The organism is Micromonospora echinospora, from assembly GCF_014203425.1.
In the GTDB taxonomy this organism is placed as follows: domain Bacteria; phylum Actinomycetota; class Actinomycetes; order Mycobacteriales; family Micromonosporaceae; genus Micromonospora; species Micromonospora echinospora_A.
Genome location: NZ_JACHJC010000001.1, coordinates 1 through 24,997, shown reverse-complemented (window position 1 = coordinate 24,997; position 24,997 = coordinate 1). Strand labels below are relative to the sequence as shown.

The window sequence follows — 24,997 nt, the reverse complement described above, 5'->3', positions numbered from 1 at the left end:
GCGATCGTGCCAAGACGTGGTTCTCCGGATGGGATGGACGGCATACGCATAACGGTCAGCAGGGCACTGCGAGGCATCAATCTCCCCGTTGGGAGCGTGCCCGGGCGATGATCCATCGGTCACCCCGGTCGGGATACCGACGTTTTCCGTGCTCGGGAGCCCTGCGAGGCGGGATTTCCGGGGCTCAGTCGCTATGCTGAGCCCGACGCACGCGCCCCTGTAGCTCAGCTGGCCAGAGCACTCGCCTTGTAAGCGAGATGTCGCCGGTTCGATCCCGGCCGGGGGCTCCAATTCCACAAGGCATTTCGCGGCGGCAGCCGCTGCGATCCGGCCGGATGACAGCAACGCGTACACCAGGGCCGCCCCGCGGACGGTGGTTTCCCACCGGGCGGGGCGGCCGAAAACGGGTAGTGCGGGTCAGGGCGCCTCGACCGTGCTGACGGTGAACGTGATGCGGTTGTCCGCCGGGTCGACGTCCGGAGCGATCGCCCGGAACAGGTGGAACTGGATGTCGACCGGGCCCAGTTCCCCGACCGGAGTGTCGGCGGGTGCGTTGACGATCAGTGTGAGCGAGCGCTCCTCACCGGTCATGAACGCGCCGCCCTCGACGCAGTTGATCCCGCAGCTCTCGGTCCACGGCTCCCAGACGCCGTCCGGCACGCGTTCCACGGCGTACCAGACGGACCCGTGCGGTGCGTCGCCGGCGTACCGCAGGGTGACCGGCAACCGGCCCTCGAACATGCCGTCGGGCTGCCGGACCAGGGTGACGGCGTCGGCGGCGGTCACGCGCAGGTCCGGCTGCCTGTCGCGCACGTAGGGCTGAGGGTCGGCGAGTGAGCCGGTCGTCGAGCGGAAGCGGGTCGAGAAGGTCTCGTCGGTCACCGTGGTGCCGTCGACATTGACGGCGAGGCGACCCGCCCCGGCCTTCATCGCGTAGGGGCGCGTCGGGGTCAGAACCGCGAAGTCGATGGTGAAGCTGCGCCGTTCACCAGGGGTCAGCTCACCTCCGGGCACGTTGCACTCGACGCGGGTCCGCCCGTCGGGGAGGACGTCTCCGCTGCTGTAGCAGCTGACGCCCCACTCGACGTTCTCGTAGGAGCCGGGGATCGGCTCGGTGATCACGTAACTGGCCCGGCCGGGCTCGGCGCCCCGATAGGTCAGGTCGACAGTGAGCGAGCCGCGGTAGCCGCGCTCGGTCGGCTCCAGCACGAGCCGGTCGGCCACCGAGGCGGTCGACGGCCTCGCGGCCGCCGAGGCAGGTGCCGTCGCGACGGGCAGCGCCGCGACCAGACCGATCAGTCCGGCCAGGGCGGTGAGTTTTCTGATGTGCATCAAGAACCCCCGTTCTTCTATCCGCGGTGGGCGATCCCCCGCGAACGGATCGATGTTCGCACCTGCCGTCGGCAGGCGTGGTCCCGCGATGACATCGGGTAACCGACACGGCTGCTGTGCAACCGCGCGGCGACTGGCTCGTAAGCCCAGGTCACAAGTGGTGCTCAGGGCATCGAGGACCGTGCACGGGTCCCGTTTCGGTAGGCTGGCCGGCGGGGGGACGGCGTGAGCAGAGCGGTCGAGGAGTCCAACCGGGCGATGCTGCGTGCCCGGGACGCGATGGACCGGGCGTACGCGCAGCCGCTGGACATCGCCGCGCTGGCCCGGATCGCGCACGTGTCCGAGGCGCACTTCATCCGTACCTTCCGGGCCACCTTCGGCGAGACCCCGCACCGCTACCTGCAGCGGCGCCGGGTGGAGCGGGCCATGGCCCTGCTGCTGGAGACCGAGCGGGACGTCACCGACATCTGCCTCGCCGTCGGCTTCTCCAGCCTCGGCACGTTCAGCCGGACGTTCCACGGCATCGTCGGTGAGTCGCCCTCGGACTACCGGCGTCGTAGGGCCGCTTCGCCGGACGTGCCGAGCTGTTTCGCCAAGTCCTGGACCAGACCGAGCAGTTTTGGATAAGCAGCAGGTCAGGCTGCTGCTCTAGCGTCATCGGCATGACGATGACTTCGACTTCCCGCTCCCAGATCTACGTACTCGACCAGGACGAGGCGCTCGACTTCTACGTCGGGAAGCTCGGCCTGGAGGTCAGCACCGACCAGGACCTCGGCTTCATGCGCTGGCTCACCGTGAACGTGCCGGGCGACCCGGGCCGGGAGATCCTGCTGGAGAAGCCGGGCCCGCCGGCCCTGGACCCGAAGACCGCCGAGCAGGTCCGGGAGTTGCTGACCAAGGGCGCCGCGGGCGGCTTTCTCTTCTTCACCACCGACGACGCGCACAAGACGTACGCGGATCTGGTCGCGAAGGGCGTGGAGGTGACCGACGAGCCGACCGATCGGCCGTACGGGATCGACTTCGGCATCCGCGACCCGTTCGGCAACCGGATCCGGATCGGGCAGATGCGCCAGGGGCAGTGAACGGCGCGGCGGAGGGCTAGTCTCGCGGTCCCTGACCGTGGAGGTGCCGATGCCCAGCCGCCTGCTCTACCTGGTCCGCCACGGCGAGCAGGACCGGCCGGAGGAGGAGGCGGACACCGGCCTGTCGGAGCGCGGTCGGCGGCAGGCGACGCTGCTGGGGGAGCGCCTGCGCGGCACGCGCTTCGCCGCCGTACACCATGGGCCGGCCCGCCGGGCCGCGGAGACGGCCGCGCTGGTCGCGGCGTCGCTGCCGGGTGTTCCGGTACGCGAGGACGACCGGGCCGGCGACCACATGCCGCACGACACCGACCCGGCGGGCCTGCCCGAGCGGTACGCGGCGTTCCTGGCCGGGTTCACCGAGCGGGAGCGGCGCGACGGGCCGCGTGTGACGGCGGAGGCGGCGGCCCGGTTCGCCGCCGCCCCCGCTGAGGGTGACGTACGTGAGCTGGTCGTCACCCACAACTTCCTGGTCGCCTGGCTGGTGCGGGGCGCGCTGGAGGCGCCGGAGCGCCGCTGGATCGGGCTCAACCAGCAGAACTGCGGGCTGACGGTGATCCGCTACAGCTCGGGTGGCCCGCCGACGCTCGTCGCACTGAACGACGTCGCCCACCTGCCACCCGAGCTGCGTGCCACCGGCCTGCCCGACGACTACCGGATCTGACCCGGCGCTCAGGGGAGCAGCTTCACCACGGCGTCGGCCACGGCGCGGGCGGACTGCGGGTTCTGGCCGGTCACCAGGCGTCCGTCGACCACCACGTGCTCGGTGAAGTCCGGCGCCGCCACGTGCTGCGCGCCGGCCTCGGTGAGCTTGTCGGCGAGCAGGAACGGCACCTCGTCGGTGAGGCCGACGGCCGCCTCCTCGCTGTTCGTGAAGCCGGCCACCCGCTTGCCGGTGATCAGGCGTGAGCCGTCGGTGAGGGGCAGGTTCACCAGCGCCGACGGGCCGTGGCAGACGGCGGCCACCACGCCGCCGCGTTCGTAGACCGAGCGGGCGATCCGGGCCAGGTCGGGGTCGTCGGGGAAGTCCCACATGGTGCCGTGTCCGCCGGCGAAGAGGAGCACGTCGTACCCGGCCGGGTCGACGTCGGCGGCCTTCGGGGTGTCGGTGACGCCGGCGGTGGCGAGGAAGTCGTTCTGGGTGCTGTCGTTCTCGTCCCGGCCGTCGACCGGCGGTTCACCGCCGGCCACGGACACCAGGTCGACGTCGTACCCGGCGGCCCGGAACACCTCCCACGGCTCGGCGGCCTCGCCGACGTAGTAGCCGGTGGAGCGGCCGGTGCCGCCCAGCTCGGAGTGACTGGTCAGGGCGATGAGTGCGCGAGTCATGCCTTCCATGCTGGCCCCGCCGCCGGTCGGCTGGCCATAGGCCGATGTCACAGCCAGATCGGGTTTGAAGTCGGCGCCGGTCAGCCGGTGGCGCCGTTGAGCAGGTCCACCACCTGCGCGGTGACGGCCGGCGGCTTGGCCTTCGGGGGGCAGTCCACGTAGCTGACCTGGTTGGGCCCGACGGTGAGCCGGTAGCTGAACGCGTCGGCGCACATGGTCGCCGGCACGGTGACGGCGGCTTCGGCGGCCAGCCGGGGGTCGGCCGCGAGCTGCCGCAGCCGGGTGAGCTTCTCCGCGGCGAGCTGCCCCTCGCGGGAGCCGCCGGCGCGGTCGGTGCGGGTCCAGTGGCCGTCCGGCCCGACCCGGACGGTGTCGGTCAGACCGGCGATGCCGCCCGACTTCACGAGCACGACCTCGGTGGCCAGCGGCGAAGGGCCGTCCGTGATGACGGGTGGCGCGTCGGTGCGGGCGCAGCCGGCGAGCGGGACGAGAAGGGCGGCGACGGCCGCCACGGCGGGGACAGCTCTCATACCGGTTCGGACGCGCGACGGGACCACCCGGTTCCGGCCCACCGGTCCTCCTCATCCGTTCGGTCAGTGTCTCCGGCGGGTTCTCGCCAGCCTCTTTCACGTTCTTCGATGTATCGCTATATCTACATCAGTGACTACCCCCGTCACAACTTCGCCTTCCAGGAGGGCCCGTGAAAAGATCCGTCGCCGCCGTCAGCGCAGCGCTGCTAACCAGCAGCGTGCTGGCCTGCGTCACCACCTCGGCGCAAGCGGCAGCGCCAAGCGCCCCCAGCCCCGAGACGTCGGCCGTAGCCCAGGCCGCGAGCCTGCTGCGCGCCAACCCCGGCGTCGTCAAGGGCGCCAGCGGTGAGGCCTATCAGGCCGTCCGCACCAAGGTCGACCCCTCCGGGGCGGCGCACACCCGGTACAGCCGGACCTACCAGGGCCTCCGGGTGTACGGCGGTGACTTCGTCATCCACACCGCCCCGAACGGCACCATGACCAGCGCGTCGGTCAGCCTCGACGCCCCGCTGACCCTGAGCACCACCGCGAAGGTCGGCGCGGAGGCGGCCAAGGCCAGCGCCCGCAAGACGTTCTCCGGCTCGCTCACCTCGGTCGGCGCGCCGGAGCTGTTCGTCGACGCCAGCAGCGGCAAGGGCCGCCTCGCCTGGGAGACCGTCGCGACCGGCTGGAAGGCGGACAAGCAGACCCCGTCGAAGCTGCACGTCGTCACCGACGCCACCACCGGCAAGGTGATCGGCTCGTACGACGAGATCGAGACGGTGGCCGGCACCGGCCAGGGCATCTACACCGGCTCGGTCACCATCGACACGACGCTCTCCGGCAGCACGTACCAGATGATCGACCCGGTGCGTGGCAACGGCCGTACCTGCGACATGAACAACGGGACCTCCAGCTGCACCACGTTCACCGACGCGGACAACGCCTGGGGCAACGGCGCCACCTCAAACCGGCAGTCGGCCGCGGTGGACGCCCACTTCGGCGCCGCCAAGACGTTCGACTACTTCAAGAACGTGCACGGCCGCAACGGCATCTTCGGCAACGGCCAGGGCGTGCCGAGCCGGGTGCACTACGGCAACAACTACGTCAACGCGTTCTGGGACGGGGCCCAGATGACCTACGGCGACGGCTCGGGCAACTCCCGCCCGCTGGTCTCGCTGGACGTCGCCGGCCACGAGATGAGCCACGGCGTCACCGAGGCGCTGGCCGGTCTGGTCTACTCCGGCGAGTCCGGTGGCCTCAACGAGTCCACCAGCGACATCTTCGGCAACATGGTGGAGTTCTACGCCGCCGCGCCGAGCGACCCGGGTGACTACCAGGTCGGTGAGAAGATCAACATCAACGGAAACGGTACGCCACTGCGCTACATGTACAACCCGTCGCTGGACGGCTCGTCCGACTCCTGCTGGTCCACCAGCACGAGGAACAAGGACGTGCACTACTCCTCCGGCGTCGGCAACCACTTCTTCTTCAACCTCGCCGAGGGCACCGGCGCCACCGCGTACGGCACCTCGCCGGTCTGCGGCTCGGCCCCGGCGGTCACCGGCATCGGCCGCACCAAGGCGGAGAAGATCTGGTACCGGGCGCTCGACGTGTACTTCACCTCGAACACCTCGTACGTCAACACCAGCAACCCGGCCAACACCTCCCGCGCGTACACCCTGCGGGCCGCGACCGACCTGTACGGCAACTGCTCCACCGAGTACAAGGCCGTCCAGGCTGCCTGGACCGCGGTGAACGTCGCCGGTAACGACGCGCCGTGCAGCTCCACCGGCAACGACTTCTCCGTCTCGCTCTCGCCGACCGCCGGGTCGGTGACCGCGGGTGGTTCGGTCTCCGCCACCGTCGCCACGTCCACCACCAGCGGCACCGCGCAGACCGTGACGTTCTCCGCGTCCGGCCTGCCGACCGGCGCCACCGCGTCGTTCAGCCCCTCCTCGGTGACCTCCGGCGGCTCGTCCACGCTCACCATCTCCACCAGCTCCAGCACGCCGACCGGCACCTACTCGGTGACTGTCAACGGCAGCGCGGCGTCCGGCGCGAAGACCGCCACGTACTCGCTGACGGTGACCGGCACCGGCGGCGGCTGCACCGGCGCGGGCCAGAAGCTCGGCAACCCCGGCTTCGAGTCCGGCAACACGGTCTGGACCTCCACCTCCGGCGTGATCGGCCAGTACGGCTCGCAGGGCCAGCCGACCCGCACCGGTACGTGGAACGCCTGGCTGAACGGCTACGGCAGCACCCGCACCGACTCGCTCTCGCAGTCGGTGAGCCTGCCGAGCGGCTGCTCCGCGTACACCTTCTCGTTCTGGCTGCACATCGACTCGGCCGAGACCACCAGCAGCGTCCAGTACGACAAGCTGAACGTGCAGGTGCTCAGCTCCTCCGGTTCGGTGCTGGCCACGCTGGCGACCTACTCGAACCTGAACAAGGCCAGCGGCTACAGCCAGAAGTCGTTCTCCCTGGCGTCGTACGCCGGGCAGACCGTCACGCTGAAGTTCACCGGCACCGAGGACAGCTCGCTGCAGACCTCGTTCGTGCTCGACGACACCGCGGTCAACGTCTCCTGACCTGACCGCCCGACCCCGGGGCCCGGCGGCCACCCCACGCGGGTGGTCGCCGGGCCCCGCCCGTTACGGTCGCACCATGTCCGACGCGGAACTCACCGTCAGGGTGGACGGCCCGGTGGCAACGGTTGTCATCCACAACCCGGCCCGGCGCAACGCCATGACCCCGGCCATGTGGCGGCAGCTTCCGGTGCTGCTCGACGGCCTGGAGGCCGACCCGGCGGTACGGGTGCTGGTGCTCACCGGCGCGGCCGGCACGTTCTGCGCCGGGGCTGACCTCGGCGACCTGGACGAGCTGCTGGCCGCCGGTGACGGCAGCATCGCGGTGGCCGCCGAGGAACGGCTCACCGCGTTCGGCCGTCCCACTGTCGCCGCGATCGAGGGCGCCTGCGTGGGCGGCGGCTGCCAGCTCGCCGTCGCCTGCGACCTGCGCCTGGCTGCCGCGGATGCCCGGTTCGGCGTACCCCCGGCCCGGCTCGGCCTGGTCTACCCGGCGCCGACCACGCGGCGGCTGGCCGCGCTCGTCGGTCCGTCCGCCGCCAAGCACCTGCTGTTCAGCAGCGAGCTGGTCGACGCGGAGCGGGCGCTGCGGATCGGCCTGGTGGACGAGGTGCTGCCGGCCGGGGAGCTGGCCGGGCGGGTGGCGGCGCTGACCGCCACCATCGCCGAGCGTTCCCGGCTCACGGTGGCCGCCGCCAAGGAGATCATCGATGGGCGCGCCGACGCCGACCGGCTCGCGTGGTGGCACGCCCAGGTGCGGGACAGCGGCGAGGCCCGCGAGGGTGTGGCGGCCATCAACGAGCGGCGTCCGCCGCGTTTCGGCTGGACCCCGCCGACCACCCACTGACCGCCGTTTGCCCGGCACCCCCCGGCGGGTACGTCCCGACCGTCGAAACGGGGGAGGCCATCGTGGACGGTGGGGCGCAACGCCACGCGATCCGGCGGGGCCGACGCCGGTTCCGGCTGCTGCTGGTCGGCGCGGTGGTGGTGTCCGCCCTGGTGTCGCTGCTGGTGGGGCTGATGGCGGGCGGCGTCTTCCCGAGCACCTGGCTGGAACGCGGTGACCCGCCCGCCTGGATGGCGGTGACCGGCGAAGTCCTCGTGGTGCTGGGCCTCGTGCTCGAGATCGGCGCGCTGGTCGTCATGGTCCGCAGCGGCAGTTACCGGGCCGACCGGGAGTCCCGGCTGTGGGCGGTCAGCCTCGGCCGTCGCCGGGAGTTGACCCGGGCGGTCCGGCGCGGCGTGGTGGGCTCCCCGGACGACCTGCCCTGGCTGCGGACGGCCGCGGCGCAGCTGATTCGGCAACGGAGATTCGTGCCGTTGTTCGGCGGTCTGGTGACGATGAACCTCGGTCAGGTGCTGCTCAGCCTCACCCCGATGTGGTTCGTCCTGTTCGGCGTCTTCGGCGTGATGTTCACGCTCGCCTGCTGGCAGATCCTCCGGGACGCGACCCGGGCCGAGGCGTTCCTGCGGGAACACCCCGGCGATCCGGCGGTCAGCGTGTCGACCGGCTCCCGCTGACCTGGGTCAGCAGCTCGTCCACCGACCACTGGTCGGAGGCGTGTTCGCCGTGCTTTGCGGCGAGCACCCGCCCGTCCGGCGCGATCAGGAAGTCGGCCGGCAGCCCGAACCGGCCGCCGTGCGGCGTAAGGGACGGCGACCGCTCCCGTCCGCGCAGGATGTGCCAGGTGCTGATCGCCACGCCACGCAGGATCGGCAGCCAGGCGCGCGGGTCGAGCAGCGACCGTCGCGCCGACTCCACCCCGAACTCCCGGTAGAGCCGCCGGTCCGGATCGGCCACCACGGCGAACGGCAGGTCGGCGACGTGCTCGCGCAACTCGTCGGCGGGGGAGTGGAAGAGCACCACCTCGCGTACGCCGGCCGCCTCGATCTCGGCGTGCCGGCGGACGACCGAGCGTAGGTGGAGGTTGCAGACCGGGCAGCCGGCGAAGCGACGGAACTGGAGGTGGACCAGGCGGTCCGGGTCCGGCAGGGCGACCTGGGCGCCGGTCACGCTGGTGAGATGGCGAGGGGTGACGACGTCCATGCGCGCTCCCGTTGTAGGCGTACGACGTACTCCTACAACCGTAGGCGTATCTTGTACGCTGTCAAGGCCATGCCCCGTCCCCGTTCCCTGACCCACGCCCAGATCGCCGACGCGGCGCTCGCGGTGCTCGACCGGGACGGCCTCGCCGGCCTCACCATGCGCGCGGTCGGCGCGCAGCTCGGCACCAGCACGATGGGCCTCTACCGTTACGTCGCCGACCGCGACGAACTGGAGGCACTCGTCGTCGAGCGGGTCCTCGACCGGGTGGACACCCGCCCGCCGCTCGACGTCCCGTGGCCGGACGGCGTCCGGGAGCTGTCCGGCCGGGTACGCCGGGCGGTCGGCACCCATCCGGCAGTCGTTCCGTTGCTGCCCGCACACCGGCACCGCTCACCGGCGATCCTGCGCTGGGGCGAGGCGGTGCTCGCGGTGCTGACCCGGGCCGGCTTCACCGGAACCGGGCGGGTGGTCGCGTTCCGCGCCCTGCTCGGCTACGTGGTCGGCGCGATCCAGATGGAACACCTCGGCGCGCTGGCCGGGCCCGGCACGGCTGTCATCGCGACGCTGCCCCGCGACGAGTTCCCCCTGCTCGCCGAGACCGCGCGCGAGGCCGGCGCGGTCGGCCCGGAGGACGAGTTCGGCGGCGGGCTGGACCTCCTGCTCGACGGGCTGACGCGTCGCCTCGACACCTAGGGCATGGTGGGACCGGCGGGCGCGGCGCCGGGGAGTACCCCGGCACCGCCCCCTGTGCCCGCCGGCCGTCCGTCACCGCGCCAGCGCGGCCCAGCTCGGCGTCACCGGCGCCCGCCGCAGCGGCATGCCCGCCTCGGCCGGGGTCCGGTCACCCTTGCGCTGGTTGCACGCGTAGCAGGCGGCGGTGGTGTTCCCCCAGGTGTTCCGGCCACCGCGCGAGCGGGGCAGGATGTGGTCGATCGTGCTGGCCGCGCCGTCGCAGTAGGCGCAGCGCCGCCGGTCGCGCGCCAGCACCCCGGCCCGCGACCAGGCCGGGCCGGCGCTGAACCGCCAGCGCGTCACCACGTACCGGACGAGGCGCACCACCCGGGGCAGCGGGAAGACGCCGATCACCCGGTCCGGCTCGGCCTCGTGGATCTCGGCGACCCGGCGGCAGAGCATCCGGATCGCGTGCTTGACGGTGACCCGGTGCAGCGGGCCGAGGTCGGCGTTTATGACGAGGACGGCGTCCACCGGGCTCTCCCTTCACGATCGGCGGTACGGCGACGAAAAAGCCGCCCGGTCCACGGGACCGGGCGGCGACGACGGGGACGCGCGAGGCGTCAGTCGTGCTCTCCGGGCCAGGGACCGTGTTCCCGGCAGCCGTCGCCGAGCAGCCACGACGTCATCGTGGTGGCGGATCGCAGCGACATGGACGGCTCCCGTAGCGGTGGTTGACCTTGCGTGGTCACGGTAGATCGATTCGGGAATCGTGGGCAACGTATTTCGATCCGTCGTCGACGGGTCTCCGCTGCCGTCCGGCCCGTCCGGCGCTTCGGGCCGCGGCGAGCGGCCGGTCGATCCGGGCGGTCATCTGCACCACCAGCTCGCTGTCCAGCAGCGGGCGGTTCACCTCGGCGGCCACCGACAGCGTCGGCGTGGAGATCGACCGCCAGATCGCTGTGAGCCCGGCGCCGAGGCCGACGAGCGCCACCGCCGCCCGGGTGGTGGGGGAGCCGGCCGCTGCGGCGGCGCTGACGCCCACCACCGCCAGCAGCACCACCAGCAGTGGCGCCAGCACCGGCCAGAAGATCCCCCGTGCCGCCTGCGCCACCAGCTTCCGGTCCCGGATGACGACGTTGCGGGCGATCACCGCCCAGTTCTCCTCGTCCAGCAGGTCACGCGGGTGCAGGCCGCCGGTGAGCACGTCCTGCCACAGGTCGCCCTGGTTGCGCAGCTCGCGGGCGAGGTCGGCGAGACCGGCCTCGCCCGGGTCGCCCACCGTGGCGCGACCGACCGCTGTGGCCCACGCCGCCAGTGAGCGGCGCACCACAGCGGCCGAGTACGGCGGCAGCACGCTCGCCAGCTCGTCGAGCCACCTGCTGATCTGGAGGTGCCGGCCACCGAACCGGCCGGGAAGCCGTTCGGCGTCGCCACGCCGCACGGTGTCGGCGAGTGAGCGCCCCAGCCGGTACGCCACGCCCACCCGGTGGTTCGTCGCCATCGTCCAGCGCAGCACGTCGATGTTGAGGTCGTCGAGCGCGCGCAGCAGCGGTTCCCGGTCGGGGCCGGTGGCGCGGCGGGCGGCGGCGGTGGACGGCGCGGTACGACCGGCCGGGGTGAGCGGCGCGATCTGGGCCAGCGCCACGTCCACGCCGTCGAGGTACATTCCGAGCCGGTGCCACCCGGCCAGCTCGGTCAGGTTCGACAGTTTCGGCGGCGCGGCCACCGGCCGGTTCCCGTCGTCGGTGAGGTCGGCGTTCTGCGCGTGGTGGTAGGCGTCCGCCATCGACCAGCCGAGTCGCAGCGCGGTGACCACCACGGTCCGTTCGTCCCGTGGTGTCCCGTGCTCCTCGTTGCGCCGCTCCCTCGTCGCGGTGCTCACCGCCCGACCTCCCGTGTCACCGGATCAGTCGAGCGTAGAGCCGTTTTTATCCGTCTATGACCGTTTCGGGCCGGCCTTGCCGGCCAGCAGGCCGCGCGGACGGATCGAGCGGACCGGCTCGGCCGCCGCCCCCTCGGCCCGCAGGATGTGATTGGCGGCGATGATCCCGGTGGCCGCCGAACGCTCCATCAGCGCGCTCGGGAACTCCGTGCGGATGCCGTCCCCGGCCAGATAGAGGCCCGCCGCGTCGGTCTCCACCCCCGGACGACCGGCGTGGCTGCCGGGCGTGAACGCCGGGGCCTGCGCCTCGACCCGGGCGCGCAGCTCGCGTACCCGCAGATCGGCCACCTCCGGCCAGAGCGCGGTCAACTCCCGCAGCATCCGCGCGGCCAGCTCGTCGGCCGGCACGTCCGGCTCGCAGGCGTACGCGTGCAGCTCCACCACCGAGCCACCGGTCCGCTCGGCCCAACGGCGGGGCTCGTCCTCCAGCCGGTGGTAGAGCGTCACCGAGTCCAGCGTGGGCTGCCGGGAGACGCCACTGAACACCGCCCGGTCCGGGCGGACGTCCCCGTCCATCCAGTATCGCGCCACCGCGTACGGCGGCCCGGGCGTGCCGAACGCGGGCATCCGCGCCACCAGCTCGGGCGCCGCCGCGACCAGGCCGGGTGAGGCGGCGACCAGCGCGGCGAGCGCCGGCGGATCCACCGCGAGGACCACGTGCGGCGCCTCCCAGACGTCGCCGTCCGCGCCGGTGACGCGCCAGCCGGCCGGGGTACGGTCCAGCCGGGTGGCCGGAGCACCGGTCAGCACCCGGCCGCCGTGCTTCTCCACGTGGCGGGTCAGCGGCTCCCAGATCGCCGTCGCGTAGTCCCGGTCCGGGCAGTCGAACGCCAGCCCTTCCGGGTTTCCGAGCAGATAGAAGTGGAACTGGGCGATCATCTCGGCGGCCGACATCTCCGCCTCGTGGTTGAAGAACGAGTGCGAGAAGACCTCGAAGAGCATTGCCCGCGCCCGGTCCGGCAGCCGCAGCGAGGTGAGCAGCTCGTCCGCTGTGCGCTCGTCGAACTCCTCGTAGGTGCGTACCGGGTCGTAGGTGAGCAGCGGCAACGCGGCGTCCCGGTCCATCGCGCGCAGGTCCGCCAGGCGCAGGCTGGGACTGTGCAGCAGCAGCGCCAGCAGGTTCGCGGGCGGCGCCGGGGGCAGCTTGCCGAACTCCTCGGTCGGCCACTGCTCCGACAGGATCGGGTAGCCCGGGATCGGCTTGAGGAAGCCCAGCGCCGGATCGACGCGGCGCAGGATCGACCGCCAGTTCCAGTACTGCCGGAAGAACGCGTGGAAGCCGTGCTCGTTGCGCTGGGCGCCGTCGGGCAGCTCCTCCGGCCAGGCGCCGAGCCGGCCGCCGAGGTGCGGTGCGGCCTCCAGCACTGTCACCGCCACCCCGCGCTCGGCCAGCACCACCGCCGCCGACATGCCGGCGATGCCGCCGCCGACCACCAGCGCCGGCACCGGTCGCGGCACGCGGGGGGCGCCCCCGCCGCCCGGGTCCACCACGTGCTCGCGTACGCCGATCAGGCGACCTACCACTTGCGACAGACCCACGGGGCTTCCTCCAGTCGGCGGTCCCCCCAGTCTGCCCGAGGTGAAAGGAAGGGGCCCTTTTTAACGCATACGGATGTGCGGGGGCCCTTCTTAACGCCGGGCGGTCCGCGCGCTGCTTGCGCCGCCCGGGGGCGTGGGGGGAGGTGTTAACAAGGGGCCCTTCCTCTACCGGAGGCGTTAACAAGGGGCCCTTCCTTTCACCCCAGGCAGCGGCGGGGGCGGTCGGAAGGGGGCCAGACGTACTCCAGGTCGGGGGAGACGTCGGTGAACAACTGTGCATAGTGGACGGGGTCCTTGCGCAGCAGCGACGACCGGTGGCTGCGGTGCAGGTCGTCGAGGCCCAGCCAGGGTGGCAGCTCACCGGCAGCGGCCAGCTCGTCCTGGGTGCGGATCACCGCGATCCCGCAGGCGGCGGCGAGGTCGGTGGCGAGCGTGCCGGCGCAGGTGTCGGCCCGGCCCGGCTCGCACCACACCGCGCACATGTCCAGCCCGTACCGGGTCAGCGCCTCCTCGTACCCGGCCCACATCTTCACCGCGGGATGGTTGCGCCAGCCGTAGTCCGGCCGGGTCAGGCCGCGCAGCACCTGGATCGCCTCGACGCGCTGCTTGCCCAGCCGCTTCTGGTCCAGCGTCCGGGCGCTGGCCAGGAAGTCCGGATACGGCAGGAACGTCTGCATGCCGGTGCTCTACCCGTACCCGGCCCCGCCATGCGTTCATGATCGCCGGGGCTGCGCACATCGCGAGCGGCTGACTACGATCCGGACATGGCCGAGCCACTGCGTGACCGCGCGCGCCGCGCGACCGGCTGGCGGCTTCGGATGAACGGTGACGAACGCCCTCACTTCGTGGTCTGCGGGTCCGATCCGCTCGCCTACTGGGTGGTCCGGTCGCTGCTCGCCACCGACAGCGCCGAAGGGCGGGTGCGGGTCACGCTCGTGGTGCCGGCCCGCCGCCGGTCCGAGGGCCCGGACGGGCGGGACGTGCCGGGGGTACGGGTCGTCACCGCCGAACGGCTCGACGAGGCGGCGTTCCGCCGGGCCGGGCTGGCCGGCGCGGCCGGGCTGGCGCTGCTGAACCAGGACGACGTGGGCAACATGCACGCCGCGCTCTGCGCCCAGGAGGTCGAGTCCCGGCTGCGCCTGGTGGTGCGCATGTTCAACACGAACCTGGCCGACGGGCTGCGGCAGCTCTTCCCCGACTCGGCGGTGCTCTCCGACGCCTCGATGGCCGCGCCCGCCTTCGTCGCCGCCGCGCTGGGCGAGGTGGCGCCCACCCACTTCCGGCACGCCGGGCGCACACTGTACGTGGCGCGCCGCGACGACGTACGCCCGCAGGACGTGGTCTGCGGCCTGGCCGTCACCACCGACCCGGACCTGGTGCGGGTGCTGCCCGCCGACGAGGCGGCGGCCGACGTGGTGCTGGCCGAGGCGACCGGGCGGCCGGCGGGCACCGAGGTGGCCGCGCGGCGGCTGGTACGGGCGCGGCGGCTACGGCAGCCGGGGGCAGTGCTGCTGCGCGCGGTCCGCCACTTCGCCACCCGCAAGATCGGTATCGCGGTGCTGGTGCTGCTCGGGGTGATCGCGGTGCTGGGCTGGCTCAACGCCCGGGCCACCGACGTCAGTTGGAGCGAGGCGGTCTACCTGACGCTGGTCACCACGCTCACCGGCCAGGACCCGGACGTCAACAAGCCGGTCGCCGCCCAGGTCATGCAGGTGGTGCTCAACCTGGCCGGGCTGGCGCTGATCCCGCTGATCACGGCCGCCGTGGTCGACGGCGTCGTCAACGCCCGGCTGGCCCTGCACGCCGGGCGGGTCCAGCCGGACCGTTCCGGGCACGTGGTGCTGGTCGGGCTGGGCAACATCGGTACCCGGGTGATGGCTCAGCTGCACGACTTCGGCGTCGAGGTGGTGGCGATCGACAGGAACGCCGACGCGCGGGGCGCCGCGCTGGCGCACCGGCTGGGGGTGCCGCTGATCGTCGGCGACGCCGGCCGGGAGGAGACGCTTCGGTCCGCCTCGGTCGACACCTGCCAGGCGCTGGTGGTGGTCTCCACCGACGACGGGACGAACCTGCGTGCCGCGCTGATCGCCCGGTCGCTGGACCCGGACCTGCGGGTGGTGCTGCGGTTGTTCGACGGCGACTTCGCCGAGCGGATCCAGCAGGCGTTCGGCATCGGCATCTCGCGCAGCGTGTCCTATCTGGCCGCGCCGTCGTTCGCGGCGGCCCTGCTGGACCGCGCGGTCGTCGCCACCATCCCGGTCGACCGGCACGCGCTGCTGGTCACCGAGGTGCCGGTGGTGGCGGGTTCGCCGCTGGACGGGCGTCCGCTGAGCGCGGTGGCCCGGCCCGGCGAGGTACGCCTGCTCGCCTACACCCGGCCGAACCAGAAGGCCGACTGGACGGCCGATCCGCGCATGGTGATCCAGGCCGGTGACCGGTTGACAGTGGTGGCCCGGCGGGCCGGGCTGACCGCGCTGCTCCGGGAGACCACGCCCGCGCCGCCACCGGCGCCCGCCGGTCCACCCGCCGCGCGGCGCCCGGAGGAGTGACCGGCCGCGTCAGGCAGGTCGCAGACGGCGGCGGATCGCGTACCCGAGCGCGCCGAGGGCGAGCACACCGAACCCGGCGAGCACGCTCGGCAGGGGCAGGTTGACCGCCAGCACCAGGCAGCCGACCAGCCCCAGTGCGGCGAGCAGCCGTGCCGGGACGCGCCGGGCCGGGTCCGGGCCGAGCGTCAGCGCCGCCGCGTTGGTGATCGCGTAGTAGACCAGCACCGTGCAACTGGAGAAGCCGATCGCGCCCCGGACGTCGCCCACCGCGACGACGGCGACCACCACGGCGGCCACGGCCAGCTCGGCGCGGTGCGGCACCCGGTGGCGCGGGTGCACTGCTGCCAGCGCGCCCGGCAGATCCCGGCGGCGGGCCATCGCGAGCGAGGTGCGGCCGACGCCGGCGAGCAGGGAGAGCAGCACCCCGGTCACCGCCACCGCGGCACCGGCCCGGACCAGCCAGGCCAGCCCCGGGTGTCCGGCGGCGGTCACGACCTCGACGAGCGGCGCGTCGGTGGACGCCAGCCGGTCGGCGCCCAGTACGCCGAGCGCGACCACCGCCAGCGTCAGGTAGATCGCCAGTACCGCGCCGAGCGCCAGCGGCACCGCCCGGGGGATGGTGCGCTCCGGGTCGCGTACCTCCTCGCCGAGCGTGGCGATGCGCGCGTACCCGGCGAACGCGAAGAACAGCAGCCCGGCGGCGGTCAGCACGCCGCCCACCCCGAGGTCGGCGGGGGCGGTGAGCCGGTCGGCCGCGACCTGCGGCGCGCCGGTCACCGCCACCACGGCGAGCACCGTCAGCACCACCGCGACGAGGACCCGGGTGGCGGCGGCGGTCTTACCGATGCCGCGCAGGTTCACCACCGTCACCGCCACCACCGCGAGGACGGCGACGAGCCGCGCCCGCCCCGGCCACAGGTACGCCCCGACGGTCAGCGCCATGGCCGCGCAGCTCGCCGTCTTGCCGACCACGAAGCCCCAGCCGGCCAGGAAACCGGCGAACGGGTGCAGCCGTTCCCGGCCGTACACGTAGGTGCCGCCGGACTCGGGGTAGCGGGCGGCGAGCCGGGCCGAGCTGGTGGCGTTGCAGTAGGCGATGAAGCCGGCCACCGCCAGCGCCACGAGCAGGCCGACGCCGCCGGCCGTCGCCGCGGCGGGGGCGAAGACCACGAAGACGCCCGCGCCGAGCATCGAGCCGAGACCGATGACGACCGCGTCCGGTACGCCGAGTCGCCGTGCCAGCTGTTCCACACCGGGCAGCCTAGGGCGCGCGGATGAACGGCGGGTGTCCGGAATTGACGAGAATGACTTGCGTAATTGTCCACAGTTCCCCGGTGGCTGATTCCGGAGCCTCTCGGCAGAGTCGTTTACGCAGTTAGGCGCGGCGGCTCGATGATTCTGAGAGCACGATTCACTAATTCTTTCCGCGCCGATCATCCGATGGTGACGATCCCATTCTTTCTCCGTCGATCGGGCAGATCCGTATCCAGGTGGCGGTGCGGCCGGAGGACGACGACCACCGCCGCAGGCTGACCTACAGCACCCGTACCCGGATCAGCATCGTGGAGATCCGCCCGGCCGGCTGAGCGCCGCGCCCGCCCGTCACCGCGTCGCGGAGGTGGCGGGCGGCGCGGACCACGCGACCGGCCGGCCCCAGTCGCCGAGGCGGCGGGGCAGCGGCAGGTCGTCCCAGGGCACCCGGCGCAGCAGCCGGTCCAGCAGCAGGCCGAGCAGCAGCCCGGCGACCGAGTCGGTGAGCCAGTGCCAGCCCAGGTAGACGGTGGTGCAGAAGACCACCGCCGGAGGCACCACCCGGATCACCGTGACCAGCCGGGGCGGCACGGTCCGGCCGAGCGTGCGCACGAGCGGAGCCAGCAGCAGGGCCAGCACGCCGTACCAGACGATCGCGTTGGCGACGTGCCCGGACGGGTACGACTGCGCGAAGCGCACCGGCAGGTCGTGCTGGAACAGTGGCAGCGTCTGCTCGGGCGACAGAAACGGCTCCTTGACCGAGGCGCTCGGCGCCGGACGGGCCGTCCACACCTTCAGCGGGCCGATCGTGAAGAACGTGAGCACGAACCCGACCACCGGCGGCAGCAGCGGCCGCACCGAGCGCAGCCGCAGCGCCAGCAGCACGCCCAGCCCGGCCGCGAGCAGCGTCAGCGGGGTGCCCTGGCCGAGCAGGTTCAACGTCATCGCCACCCAGCGGGCGGCGGTCGGGCGGTGCTCGTCCGACCAGTCGGCGACCGCCCGGTCGAGGCCGAACAGGTGCCCGGAGGCGAGCGCGACGGTCAGCGCCACCACTGCCACGAGCAGCAGTCCGTCGAACCACCACCCGGCCGGCCGGACCGGCCGCAGCCGCAGGTCACCGCGTACCCCCGAGGTCTGACGCACGCGACCACGCTACCGGCCGCGGGCGGCGGCCGGGCGGCGCGGGCATCGGCGGCTGTGTGCCGAGCCACGAAGGGAAGCGCGGCGCGGGGTCAGCGGTCACACTGGTTGCCGTGCGGATCACCTCGGCTCTCGTCGACCCGGCGCTGCTCGACCTCCCCTGGTCGACCCCGCTGGAGCAGTGGCCTGCCGAGCACCTGGTCGCGTTGCCGCAGGGCATCTCCCGGCACATCGTGCGGTTCGTCCGGCTCGGCGGGTACGTCTACGCGGTGAAGGAGACCGGCGAGCGGGTCGCCGAGCGCGAGTACGACCTGCTGCGGGCGCTGGAACGGATCGACTTCCCGTCGGTCGAGGCCGTCGCGATCGTGGCCGACCGGCAGACCGACGACGGCGAGCCGCTGGACCCGGTGCTGATCACCCGGCACCTCCAGTTCTCGCTGCCCTACCGGGCGCTGTTCTCCAACACGCTGCGCCCGGAGACGATGAACCGGCTGCTGGACGCGCTGGCCGCGCTGATCGTGCGGATGCACCTGACCGGGTTCTTCTGGGGCGACTGCTCGCTGTCGAACACGTTGTTCCGGCGGGACGCGGGCGCGTTCGCCGCCTACCTGGTCGACGCCGAGACCGGGGCGCTGCACCCGTCGCTGTCCAACGGCCAGCGCGGCGAGGACCTGGAGATCGCCCGGGTCAACATCTTCGGCGAGGCGCTCGACCTCCAGGCCGCCGGCCTGCTGCACGAGTCGATCGACCCGGAGGTGGTCTGCGAGGAGGTCGTGCGGCGCTACGAGCGGCTCTGGCACGAGATCACCTACGAGCAGCAGGTCGAGCGCGCCGCCCGGCACGACATCGAGCGCCGCATCCGCCGCCTCAACGAGCTGGGATTCGACGTGGCCGAGGTGGCCATGTCCACAGCCGACAACGGGCGCTACCTGGTCCGGCCGAAGGTGGTCGACGCCGGCTACCACACCCGGCGGCTGCTGCGCCTTACCGGCCTGGACGCGGAGGAGAACCAGGCCCGCAGGCTCCTCAACGACCTGGACGCCTACCGGCTGGAGAGCGACCTGACCGACGAGCAGCAGGCGGCGCACCGCTGGCTGACCGAGGTCTTCGAGCCGGTGGTCCGGGCGGTCCCCGGGCACCTGCGGCGCAAGCTGGAGCCGCAGGAGCTGTTCGCCCAGATCATCGAGCACAAGTGGCTGCTCTCCGAGCAGGCCGGGCGGGACGTCGGGATGCGTAAGGCGGTGCAGTCGTACCTGGCCGACGTGCTGGTGCACCGCCCGGACGAGCAGGCGGTGCTCGGCGTCGAGGTGCCCAGCGTCTGACGCCCGGGCGGATCACTCCACCCAGTCGCCGCCGCGCATCACCCGCACCACGTTCAGGTCGTCGTCGAGCACCACCAGGTCCGCGCGCAGACCGGTGCGCAGCGCGCCGACCCGGTCGCCCAGCCCGATCGCGCGGGCCGGGGTGGTGGCGACCATGCGGCAGGCGTCCGGCAGGGCCACGCCCGCGCCGACCGCGTGCCGCAGCGCGGCGTCCATGGTGAGCGTGCTGCCGGCGATCGCGCCGTTGTGGGTGAGCCGGGCCACCCCGCCGGCCACGGTGACCGCCTGGCCGCCCAGCTCGTACTCACCGTCGGGCATGCCGGCGGCGGCCATCGCGTCGGTGATCAGCGCGGCCCGCTCCGGGCCGGCCACCGAGGTGGCGAAGCCGAGCATGCCGTCGTGCAGGTGCACCCCGTCGGCGACCAGCTCGCACACCACGTTCGGGGCCTCCAGCAGCGCCACCACCGGGCCGGGCTCGCGGTGGTGCACCGGGCGCATGCCGTTGAACAGGTGGGTGCCGACAGTGGCGCCGGCGGCCACCGCGGCCCGGGTCTGCTCCCAGGTGGCGTCGGTGTGCCCGACCGCCGCCACCACGCCCTGCGCGACCAGCAGTTCGATCGCCTTGGTGGCGCCGTCCCGCTCCGGGGCGAGCGTGACCATGCGCACCGCGCCGCCGCCCAGCTCGATCAGCTCGCTCAGCTCGGCGGTGGAGGGGTCACGCAGGAACTCCGGGTTCTGCGCGCCGCAACGGTCGGCCGACAGGTACGGACCTTCGAAGTGGACGCCGGCGAGCACGCCCTCCTCCACCAGCGGGCGGTAGGCGGCGGCGGCGTCGCGCATCAGCTCGAACGGGGAACTGACCAGGCTGGCCAGCAGCGTGGTGGTGCCGTGCCCGAGGTGGAACGCGGCGGCCTGCCGCGCCGCCTCCGGGTCACCCGTGGTGAACGTGTGCCCGCCGCCGCCGTGGGTGTGCATGTCCACGAAGCCCGGCACGATCCAGTGCCCGTCGCGCACCGACGGATACTCGGCCACGGCGGTGATCCGCCCGTCCGCGATCTCCACGCAACCCTGCCGGACGACGCCGGTCGGGGTCACCACCTTGCCGGTCACGCGCCGGGTCATCGACTCTCCTTCGCCAGGGTGTCCAGGGCCAGCAGGGCGGCGCCGAGGCAGCCGGCCTCGTCCCCGAGGCCGGCCGCGACCAGGCGCGGCTCGCGGTGGAACGTCAGCCGCTCGCGCAACGCCCGCCGCAGCGGGTCGAACAGCCGGGGACCGGCCTGGGCCAGCCCGCCGCCGAGCACCACTGTCGACACATCGTAGAGCGCCTGCCCGGTGGCGAGTCCGTCGGCGAGCGCCTCGACCGCTTCCTGCCACACCTCGACGGCGAGCGGTTCACCGGCGGCCGCCCGGTCGGCCACCTCGGCCGCGGTGGTGGGCGCGCCGGACAGCTCGGCGTACCGGCGTCCGATCGCCGAGGCCGACGACACCGCCTCCAGGCAGCCGGTCCGCCCGCATCCGCAGCGCGGGCCGCCGGGGCGTACCAGGATGTGGCCGATCTCCCCGGCGGCGCCGTGCGCGCCGGTGGCGGCCGACCCGTCGACCACGTGGGCGGCGGCGATGCCGGTGCCGATCGCGACGAACAGCACGTGGCCGGCGTCCCGCCCGGCCCCGAGCCGCGCCTCGGCCAGGCCGCCCACGCGCACGTCGTGGCCGAGCGCCGCGGGCAGTCCGAGCCGCGTGCGCGCCAGCTCCCGCAGGGGTACGTCCCGGAAGCCCACGTTGGCCGACCAGACCGCCACGCCGCGCGCCTCGTCGACCACCCCGGGTACGGCGATGCCGCAGGCCACCGGCGTGTGGCCGTCGGCGCGGGCCTTGCCGGCCAGTCCTTCGGCCACGTCGAGGATCGTGCCGACCACGGCCTCCGGTCCACGCTGGGCGTCGGTGGCGTGCCGTTCGGTGTGCACAGTCGTGCCGTCCGGCCGGACCAGGGCGCACTTCATCCCGGTGCCGCCCACGTCCAGCGCGACGACGACCTCGTCGCCCGAGCTCACGCCGTGGGCTCGCTTCGCTCGCTCATGCCGTGCTGGCTGGGCATGCGCTCACGGCCCTCGCTGCGCTCGGTGCGTTCGCTCATGCCGTGCTGGCTGGGCATGCGCTCACGGCCCTCGCTGCGCTCGGTGCGTTCGCTCATGCCGTGCTGGCTGGGCATGCGCTCACGGCCCTCGCTGCGCTCGGTGCGTTCGCTCATGCCAGGACCACGGACCGGGTCAGGTGACGCGGCGCGTCCGGGTCGAGGCCACGGGTGGTCGCGAGCGCGACAGCGAAGCGCTGTGCCAGGATCAGGTCGGCCATCGGGTCGACCGGGTTGCGGCCGGCCGACCAGCTCGTCAGCACCGTGCGCCAGCCGTGCGTGCGGCTGTGCACGAACGCGGCGCCGGTGGCGGCCACGTCCTCGGGCAGGCCGTCCGGGATCTCGCCGAGCGCCCACACCAGCCGGCCGGGGGCGGCGACCGAGATCGGGCCGTGCCGGTAGTCCATGGCCGGGTACGCCTCGGCCCAGAACGTGGCCGCCTCGCGGCACTTCAGCGCGGCCTCCTGGGCCAGCCCGACGGTCCAGCCGCGGCCGAGGAAGGTGACCTGCTCGATGCCGGCCGGGTCGATCGGCAGCGGGGCCCGGACGGCCACCTCCGCGTCGGCGGCCAGCCGGCTGAGGTCCTCGCCGAGGTGGGCGCGCAGCAGCGCGAGCGCGGTGGTGGCGAAGCGGGTCTGCACCACCGACCGTTCGTCGGCGAAAGGCAGCGCGACAGTGGCGTCGGCCGTCGCGACGGCGGCCGAGTCCGGGTCGCCGACCAGGACCGTGGTGGGGATCCGCCCGCGCAGCGCGGTGAGCAGGTCGAGCACCTCGGTGGTGGTGCCGGAGCGGGTGATCGCGATGAGCCGGTCGTAGTGGCGGCCGGTGGGGAACTCGCTGGCCTGGAAGGCGTCGGTCTCGCCGTGGCCGGCGGCCTCGCGCAGCCCGGCGTACGCCATGGCCATGAACCATGACGTGCCGCAACCGACCACCGCTACCCGCTCGCCGGGGCGCGGCAGGCGCTCGGCGACGGTCGGGGCGAGTCGCGCCGCCTCCCGCCAGCAGTCGGGCTGGCTCGCGATCTCCGCGTGCACGTACGCCATGACAACTCCTCGCCGAGAAAACCTTGCGCAATACGGCGCGATACTGCCGTCTTTCGCGCGTCATTCTGCGCGAAGTGGCGTGGTTGTGGCAACTGTCTCCAAGTTCGCGCAGCGAAGGCTTTTGCGCGGACTGAGTTTCGCGCACTAGTGTGCACGCAACCGATCACCGTTCACGCATAGTCAGGGGAGGCCCCCGCGGTGGACCGCTACGCGCGCTGGAACGCGCTGCTGGAGATGCTGACCGACAGCGGCCGGGTCACCGTCGAGGAGGCGGCCGACCGGCTGGACGTCTCCCAGGCCACCATTCGGCGCGACTTCGACCAGCTCGCCCAGCAGCAGATGATCACCCGGACCAGGGGTGGCGCGGTCGCCAACGGCGTCTCCTACGACCTGCCGCTGCGCTACAAGACCGCTAAGCACTCGGCCGAGAAGCAGCGGATCGGCACGGCGGCCGCCGCGCTCGTCTCCCCGGGCACCGTGGTCGGCCTCAACGGCGGCACCACGAGCACCGAGGTCGCCCGGGCGCTGGCCGTGCGCCCGGACCTCAACACCAGCGCGGAGGGCGCCCAGCTCACGGTGGTCACCAACGCGCTGAACATCGCCAACGAGCTGCTGGTGCGCTCGCGGATGAAGGTGGTGGTGGCCGGCGGCGTGGTCCGGCCCAAGTCGTTCGAGCTGGTCGGTCCGCTGGGTGGGGCGCTGCTGCGCGAGGTCACCCTGGACGTCGCGCTGCTCGGCGTGGACGCGATCGACCCGCAGCTCGGCGCCGCCGCGCACCACGAGGGGGAGGCGGCCATGAACAGCCTCATGGTCGCCCGCGCCAAGCGGGTGGTGGTGATAGCTGATTCCTCGAAGCTGGGCGGGCACGCGTTCGCCAGGATCTGCGCGGTGGACCGGGTGGAGACGCTGGTCACCGACTCCGGCGCGTCCCCGGACGTGGTGGCGGCGTTCCGCGAGGCGGGCGTGCACGTCGTCTGCGCCTGACGGCGCAAGGAAGGGCCCCTTCTTAACGCCTGCGGTAGAGGAGGGGCCCCCTTTTAACACGCCTCAACACGCCGACACTGCATACCGGGTATTGCCTTCGCGTGCATACCGCGTATGGTGTCGCTGACGCCTACTTATCGGGGGAGGTCAGCTGTGTCGGCTGTCCTGGAGATCGAAGGTCTCCGCAAGACGTACCGGAGCCGGAAGCGCGGGGTCCGCCACGCGCTCGACGGCTTCGACATGCGAGTCGAGGCCGGGCAGGTGCACGGCTTCCTCGGCCCGAACGGGTCGGGCAAGACCACCACGTTGCGTACGCTGCTCGGCCTGATCCGGCCCAACGGCGGCCGGATGACCATTCTCGGCCAGGAGCTGCCGCACGCGTTGCCGGCGGTCGCCGGGCAGGTCGGCGCCATCGTGGAGAGTCCGCAGTTCTTCCCGAACTTCTCCGCGCGGGACACCCTGGGCCTGCTCGCCCAAGCCGGCGAGCTGCCCAAGCAGCGCGTCGACGAGGTGCTGGAACTGGTCGGGCTGCGCGACCGGGCCGGCGAGCGGGTCAAGACCTACTCGCTCGGCATGAAGCAGCGACTGGCCGTCGCCTCCGCGCTGCTCAAGAACCCCAAGCTGCTGATCCTCGACGAGCCCGCCAACGGCCTCGACCCGGGCGGCATCCGGGAGATGCGCGGGCTGATGCGGGAACTGTCCGAGAGCGGCATGACGGTGGTGCTCTCCAGCCACATCCTCGGTGAGATCCAGCTGATCTGCGACTCGGTCACCATCATCTCGCTCGGCCGCCGGGTCGCGTTCGGGCCGGTCGAGCAGGTGCTCGCGGCCCATTCCCAGGGCGCCGTGCGGGTACGCCTGGAGGCGGTCAGCGACCTGCCCCAGGCCGCGGACGCGCTCAGCCGGGCCGGGGTCCGCGTGGCCGCCGAGCCGGACCACCTGCTGTTGTCCGGAGTGGACAAGCCCGCCACTGTCAGCCGGCTCCTCGCCGAGCAGGGCCTGTACGTCAGCGAGCTCACCCCGGTCGCCGTCGACCTGGAGAGCGTCTTCCTGGAACTGACCGCCACCGCGCCGGTTCCCGGCCAGCACCGGCAGGTCGATCAGTCCGCCAAGGTCGACCAGACCGGTACCGCAGGAGGTTGGGGCGCATGAGCCTGTTCGTCACCGAGCTGCGCCGGCTCGGCAAGCGCCGGCTGACCCGGCTCATGCTCGTCCTGCTGCTCGTCGGCCTGGCCACCGTGGCCACGGCGTTCAGCTTCTCCAGCCAGAAGCTCTCGCCGACGGTGGTGGCGGCGGCGGAGGCCGACTCCCGGGCCCAGTACCAGCGGGCGACGGAGGAGTGGAAGCGCACGATCACGGAGTGCGAGGCCGCGCAGGCCCGCGGTGAGCAGACCGAGGAACGGTACGGCCCGAACTGCGGCAAGGACTACCAGCCGCAGCCGGACATGTTCGACCCGAAATGGAACCTGCCCTACCAGTTCGACTTCCGGGCCGAGTTCCCCATGTTCATCGCCGTGTTCGCCGCCTCCGTGGCACT

The 24,997-nt window shown here is 72.8% G+C and carries 25 protein-coding genes, 1 tRNA gene and 1 pseudogene; 13 read left to right on the top strand and 14 right to left on the bottom strand.

The window, feature by feature from the left end; all coding sequences use genetic code 11:
• The first annotated feature begins 213 nt into the window (after nt 1-213).
• Nucleotides 214-290, top strand: a tRNA-Thr gene (locus tag FHU28_RS00135).
• A gap of 127 nt (nt 291-417) precedes the next feature.
• Here the strand turns inward: FHU28_RS00135 and FHU28_RS00130 are convergent.
• Entirely contained in the window at nt 418-1,332 is a 915-nt protein-coding gene (locus FHU28_RS00130) for a hypothetical protein (protein ID WP_184679709.1), read from the bottom strand.
• 225 nt (nt 1,333-1,557) lie between these two features.
• Here FHU28_RS00130 and FHU28_RS00125 point away from each other — a divergent pair, with 225 nt between their 5' ends.
• From FHU28_RS00125 to FHU28_RS00115, 3 genes are read left to right on the top strand one after another with little or no spacing between them, the layout of a single operon-like run.
• Nucleotides 1,558-1,959 (top strand): helix-turn-helix domain-containing protein, encoded by a 402-nt coding sequence (locus FHU28_RS00125; protein ID WP_184679708.1) that lies wholly within the window; start codon nt 1,558-1,560, stop codon nt 1,957-1,959.
• Nucleotides 1,960-1,994: 35 nt separating this feature from the next.
• A complete protein-coding gene (locus FHU28_RS00120) occupies nt 1,995-2,414 on the top strand; it encodes a VOC family protein (RefSeq protein WP_043327953.1) in 420 nt (139 codons plus the stop codon).
• A gap of 49 nt (nt 2,415-2,463) precedes the next feature.
• Nucleotides 2,464-3,075 carry a histidine phosphatase family protein gene (locus FHU28_RS00115; RefSeq protein WP_184679707.1) on the top strand — a complete coding sequence of 204 codons (612 nt, stop codon included), beginning with the start codon at nt 2,464-2,466 and terminating at the stop codon, nt 3,073-3,075.
• Nucleotides 3,076-3,083: 8 nt separating this feature from the next.
• Here the strand turns inward: FHU28_RS00115 and FHU28_RS00110 are convergent, their stop codons facing one another.
• On the bottom strand, nt 3,084-3,740 hold the full coding sequence (locus FHU28_RS00110; RefSeq protein WP_260412800.1) for a type 1 glutamine amidotransferase domain-containing protein: 657 nt from the start codon (nt 3,738-3,740) through the stop codon (nt 3,084-3,086).
• Between the two features lie 80 nt (nt 3,741-3,820).
• Nucleotides 3,821-4,252, bottom strand: a complete 432-nt coding sequence (locus FHU28_RS00105) for a hypothetical protein (RefSeq protein ID WP_184679705.1) — start codon at nt 4,250-4,252, stop codon at nt 3,821-3,823.
• A gap of 188 nt (nt 4,253-4,440) precedes the next feature.
• Between FHU28_RS00105 and FHU28_RS00100 the strand changes: the two genes are divergently transcribed.
• The 3 genes from FHU28_RS00100 to FHU28_RS00090 all read left to right on the top strand — a co-directional run bounded on the left by FHU28_RS00100 (nt 4,441) and on the right by FHU28_RS00090 (nt 8,358).
• Complete coding sequence (locus FHU28_RS00100) at nt 4,441-6,840, top strand: M4 family metallopeptidase (protein WP_184679704.1); 2,400 nt, start codon at nt 4,441-4,443, stop codon at nt 6,838-6,840.
• Nucleotides 6,841-6,916: 76 nt separating this feature from the next.
• On the top strand, nt 6,917-7,684 hold the full coding sequence (locus FHU28_RS00095) for an enoyl-CoA hydratase/isomerase family protein (RefSeq protein ID WP_184679703.1): 768 nt from the start codon (nt 6,917-6,919) through the stop codon (nt 7,682-7,684).
• A 62-nt stretch (nt 7,685-7,746) separates the two neighbouring features.
• A complete protein-coding gene (locus FHU28_RS00090) occupies nt 7,747-8,358 on the top strand; it encodes a hypothetical protein (RefSeq protein WP_184679701.1) in 612 nt (203 codons plus the stop codon).
• Here the strand turns inward: FHU28_RS00090 and FHU28_RS00085 are convergent.
• A complete protein-coding gene (locus FHU28_RS00085) occupies nt 8,333-8,884 on the bottom strand; it encodes a peroxiredoxin-like family protein (protein WP_184679699.1) in 552 nt (183 codons plus the stop codon). The two genes, FHU28_RS00090 and FHU28_RS00085, sit on opposite strands and share 26 nt — an antisense overlap.
• A 69-nt stretch (nt 8,885-8,953) precedes the next feature.
• Here FHU28_RS00085 and FHU28_RS00080 point away from each other — a divergent pair, with 69 nt between their 5' ends.
• Nucleotides 8,954-9,577 carry a TetR/AcrR family transcriptional regulator gene (locus FHU28_RS00080; RefSeq protein ID WP_184679698.1) on the top strand — a complete coding sequence of 208 codons (624 nt, stop codon included), beginning with the start codon at nt 8,954-8,956 and terminating at the stop codon, nt 9,575-9,577.
• A gap of 72 nt (nt 9,578-9,649) precedes the next feature.
• Here the strand turns inward: FHU28_RS00080 and FHU28_RS00075 are convergent, their stop codons facing one another.
• From FHU28_RS00075 to FHU28_RS00060, 4 genes are all read right to left on the bottom strand, one after another.
• A complete protein-coding gene (locus FHU28_RS00075) occupies nt 9,650-10,090 on the bottom strand; it encodes an HNH endonuclease (protein ID WP_030502810.1) in 441 nt (146 codons plus the stop codon).
• A 214-nt stretch (nt 10,091-10,304) separates the two neighbouring features.
• A complete protein-coding gene (locus tag FHU28_RS00070; protein WP_184679697.1) occupies nt 10,305-11,441 on the bottom strand; it encodes a hypothetical protein in 1,137 nt (378 codons plus the stop codon).
• A 54-nt stretch (nt 11,442-11,495) separates the two neighbouring features.
• Nucleotides 11,496-13,040, bottom strand: coding sequence for an FAD-dependent oxidoreductase (locus tag FHU28_RS00065; protein ID WP_184679695.1), 1,545 nt, complete (start codon nt 13,038-13,040; stop codon nt 11,496-11,498).
• A gap of 197 nt (nt 13,041-13,237) precedes the next feature.
• Entirely contained in the window at nt 13,238-13,717 is a 480-nt protein-coding gene (locus tag FHU28_RS00060; protein ID WP_184679694.1) for an MSMEG_6728 family protein, read from the bottom strand.
• 87 nt (nt 13,718-13,804) lie between these two features.
• Between FHU28_RS00060 and FHU28_RS00055 the strand changes: the two genes are divergently transcribed.
• Nucleotides 13,805-15,589, top strand: coding sequence for a potassium channel family protein (locus FHU28_RS00055; RefSeq protein WP_376700561.1), 1,785 nt, complete (start codon nt 13,805-13,807; stop codon nt 15,587-15,589).
• 9 nt (nt 15,590-15,598) lie between these two features.
• Here FHU28_RS00055 and FHU28_RS00050 read toward each other — a convergent pair whose 3' ends face one another.
• Both FHU28_RS00050 and FHU28_RS00045 read right to left on the bottom strand, forming a co-directional pair.
• Nucleotides 15,599-16,840 (bottom strand): APC family permease, encoded by a 1,242-nt coding sequence (locus FHU28_RS00050; RefSeq protein WP_184679693.1) that lies wholly within the window; start codon nt 16,838-16,840, stop codon nt 15,599-15,601.
• A gap of 351 nt (nt 16,841-17,191) precedes the next feature.
• Nucleotides 17,192-17,953: a phosphatase PAP2 family protein gene (locus FHU28_RS00045; RefSeq protein ID WP_184689034.1), complete on the bottom strand. Its 762-nt coding sequence runs from the start codon at nt 17,951-17,953 to the stop codon at nt 17,192-17,194.
• Nucleotides 17,954-18,093: 140 nt separating this feature from the next.
• On the opposite strand from FHU28_RS00045, the gene FHU28_RS00040 reads away from it, so the two are divergent.
• Nucleotides 18,094-19,302, top strand: coding sequence for a DUF4032 domain-containing protein (locus FHU28_RS00040; protein WP_184679692.1), 1,209 nt, complete (start codon nt 18,094-18,096; stop codon nt 19,300-19,302).
• A 12-nt stretch (nt 19,303-19,314) separates the two neighbouring features.
• On the opposite strand, the gene nagA is transcribed toward FHU28_RS00040, so the two are convergent.
• Genes nagA through FHU28_RS00020 form a run of 4 tightly spaced genes read right to left on the bottom strand, consistent with a single transcriptional unit; the run spans nt 19,315 to nt 22,476 of the window.
• Nucleotides 19,315-20,424, bottom strand: coding sequence for an N-acetylglucosamine-6-phosphate deacetylase (nagA, locus tag FHU28_RS00035; protein ID WP_184679691.1), 1,110 nt, complete (start codon nt 20,422-20,424; stop codon nt 19,315-19,317).
• Nucleotides 20,421-21,353: an ROK family protein gene (locus FHU28_RS00030; protein WP_184679690.1), complete on the bottom strand. Its 933-nt coding sequence runs from the start codon at nt 21,351-21,353 to the stop codon at nt 20,421-20,423. Before FHU28_RS00030 ends, nagA begins: the two co-directional genes overlap by 4 nt.
• On the bottom strand, nt 21,350-21,550 hold the full coding sequence (locus FHU28_RS00025; protein ID WP_184679689.1) for a hypothetical protein: 201 nt from the start codon (nt 21,548-21,550) through the stop codon (nt 21,350-21,352). Before FHU28_RS00025 ends, FHU28_RS00030 begins: the two co-directional genes overlap by 4 nt.
• Complete coding sequence (locus tag FHU28_RS00020) at nt 21,547-22,476, bottom strand: SIS domain-containing protein (RefSeq protein WP_184679688.1); 930 nt, start codon at nt 22,474-22,476, stop codon at nt 21,547-21,549. The genes FHU28_RS00025 and FHU28_RS00020 overlap by 4 nt, the downstream gene beginning before the upstream one ends.
• A gap of 198 nt (nt 22,477-22,674) precedes the next feature.
• Between FHU28_RS00020 and FHU28_RS00015 the strand changes: the two genes are divergently transcribed.
• From FHU28_RS00015 to FHU28_RS00005, 3 genes and pseudogenes are all read left to right on the top strand, one after another.
• Entirely contained in the window at nt 22,675-23,460 is a 786-nt protein-coding gene (locus FHU28_RS00015; RefSeq protein WP_073829154.1) for a DeoR/GlpR family DNA-binding transcription regulator, read from the top strand.
• A gap of 153 nt (nt 23,461-23,613) precedes the next feature.
• Nucleotides 23,614-24,612 carry an ATP-binding cassette domain-containing protein gene (locus tag FHU28_RS00010; protein ID WP_311773492.1) on the top strand — a complete coding sequence of 333 codons (999 nt, stop codon included), beginning with the start codon at nt 23,614-23,616 and terminating at the stop codon, nt 24,610-24,612.
• Nucleotides 24,609-24,997: pseudogene (locus tag FHU28_RS00005) on the top strand (ABC transporter permease subunit); the annotation flags it as partial. The gene FHU28_RS00010 and the pseudogene FHU28_RS00005, both read left to right, overlap by 4 nt.

What these genes read in the sequence shown, in the direction of transcription:
- FHU28_RS00130 (WP_184679709.1), bottom strand. Translation starts at nt 1,332, where the DNA reads ATGCACATCAGAAAACTCACCGCCCTGGCCGGACTGATCGGTCTGGTC.
- FHU28_RS00120 (WP_043327953.1), top strand. Translation starts at nt 1,995, where the DNA reads ATGACGATGACTTCGACTTCCCGCTCCCAGATCTACGTACTCGACCAG.
- FHU28_RS00115 (WP_184679707.1), top strand. Translation starts at nt 2,464, where the DNA reads ATGCCCAGCCGCCTGCTCTACCTGGTCCGCCACGGCGAGCAGGACCGG.
- FHU28_RS00110 (WP_260412800.1), bottom strand. Translation starts at nt 3,740, where the DNA reads ATGACTCGCGCACTCATCGCCCTGACCAGTCACTCCGAGCTGGGCGGC.
- FHU28_RS00095 (WP_184679703.1), top strand. Translation starts at nt 6,917, where the DNA reads ATGTCCGACGCGGAACTCACCGTCAGGGTGGACGGCCCGGTGGCAACG.
- FHU28_RS00085 (WP_184679699.1), bottom strand. Translation starts at nt 8,884, where the DNA reads ATGGACGTCGTCACCCCTCGCCATCTCACCAGCGTGACCGGCGCCCAG.
- FHU28_RS00080 (WP_184679698.1), top strand. Translation starts at nt 8,954, where the DNA reads ATGCCCCGTCCCCGTTCCCTGACCCACGCCCAGATCGCCGACGCGGCG.
- FHU28_RS00060 (WP_184679694.1), bottom strand. Translation starts at nt 13,717, where the DNA reads ATGCAGACGTTCCTGCCGTATCCGGACTTCCTGGCCAGCGCCCGGACG.
- FHU28_RS00055 (WP_376700561.1), top strand. Translation starts at nt 13,805, where the DNA reads ATGGCCGAGCCACTGCGTGACCGCGCGCGCCGCGCGACCGGCTGGCGG.
- nagA (WP_184679691.1), bottom strand. Translation starts at nt 20,424, where the DNA reads ATGACCCGGCGCGTGACCGGCAAGGTGGTGACCCCGACCGGCGTCGTC.
- FHU28_RS00025 (WP_184679689.1), bottom strand. Translation starts at nt 21,550, where the DNA reads ATGAGCGAACGCACCGAGCGCAGCGAGGGCCGTGAGCGCATGCCCAGC.
- FHU28_RS00020 (WP_184679688.1), bottom strand. Translation starts at nt 22,476, where the DNA reads ATGGCGTACGTGCACGCGGAGATCGCGAGCCAGCCCGACTGCTGGCGG.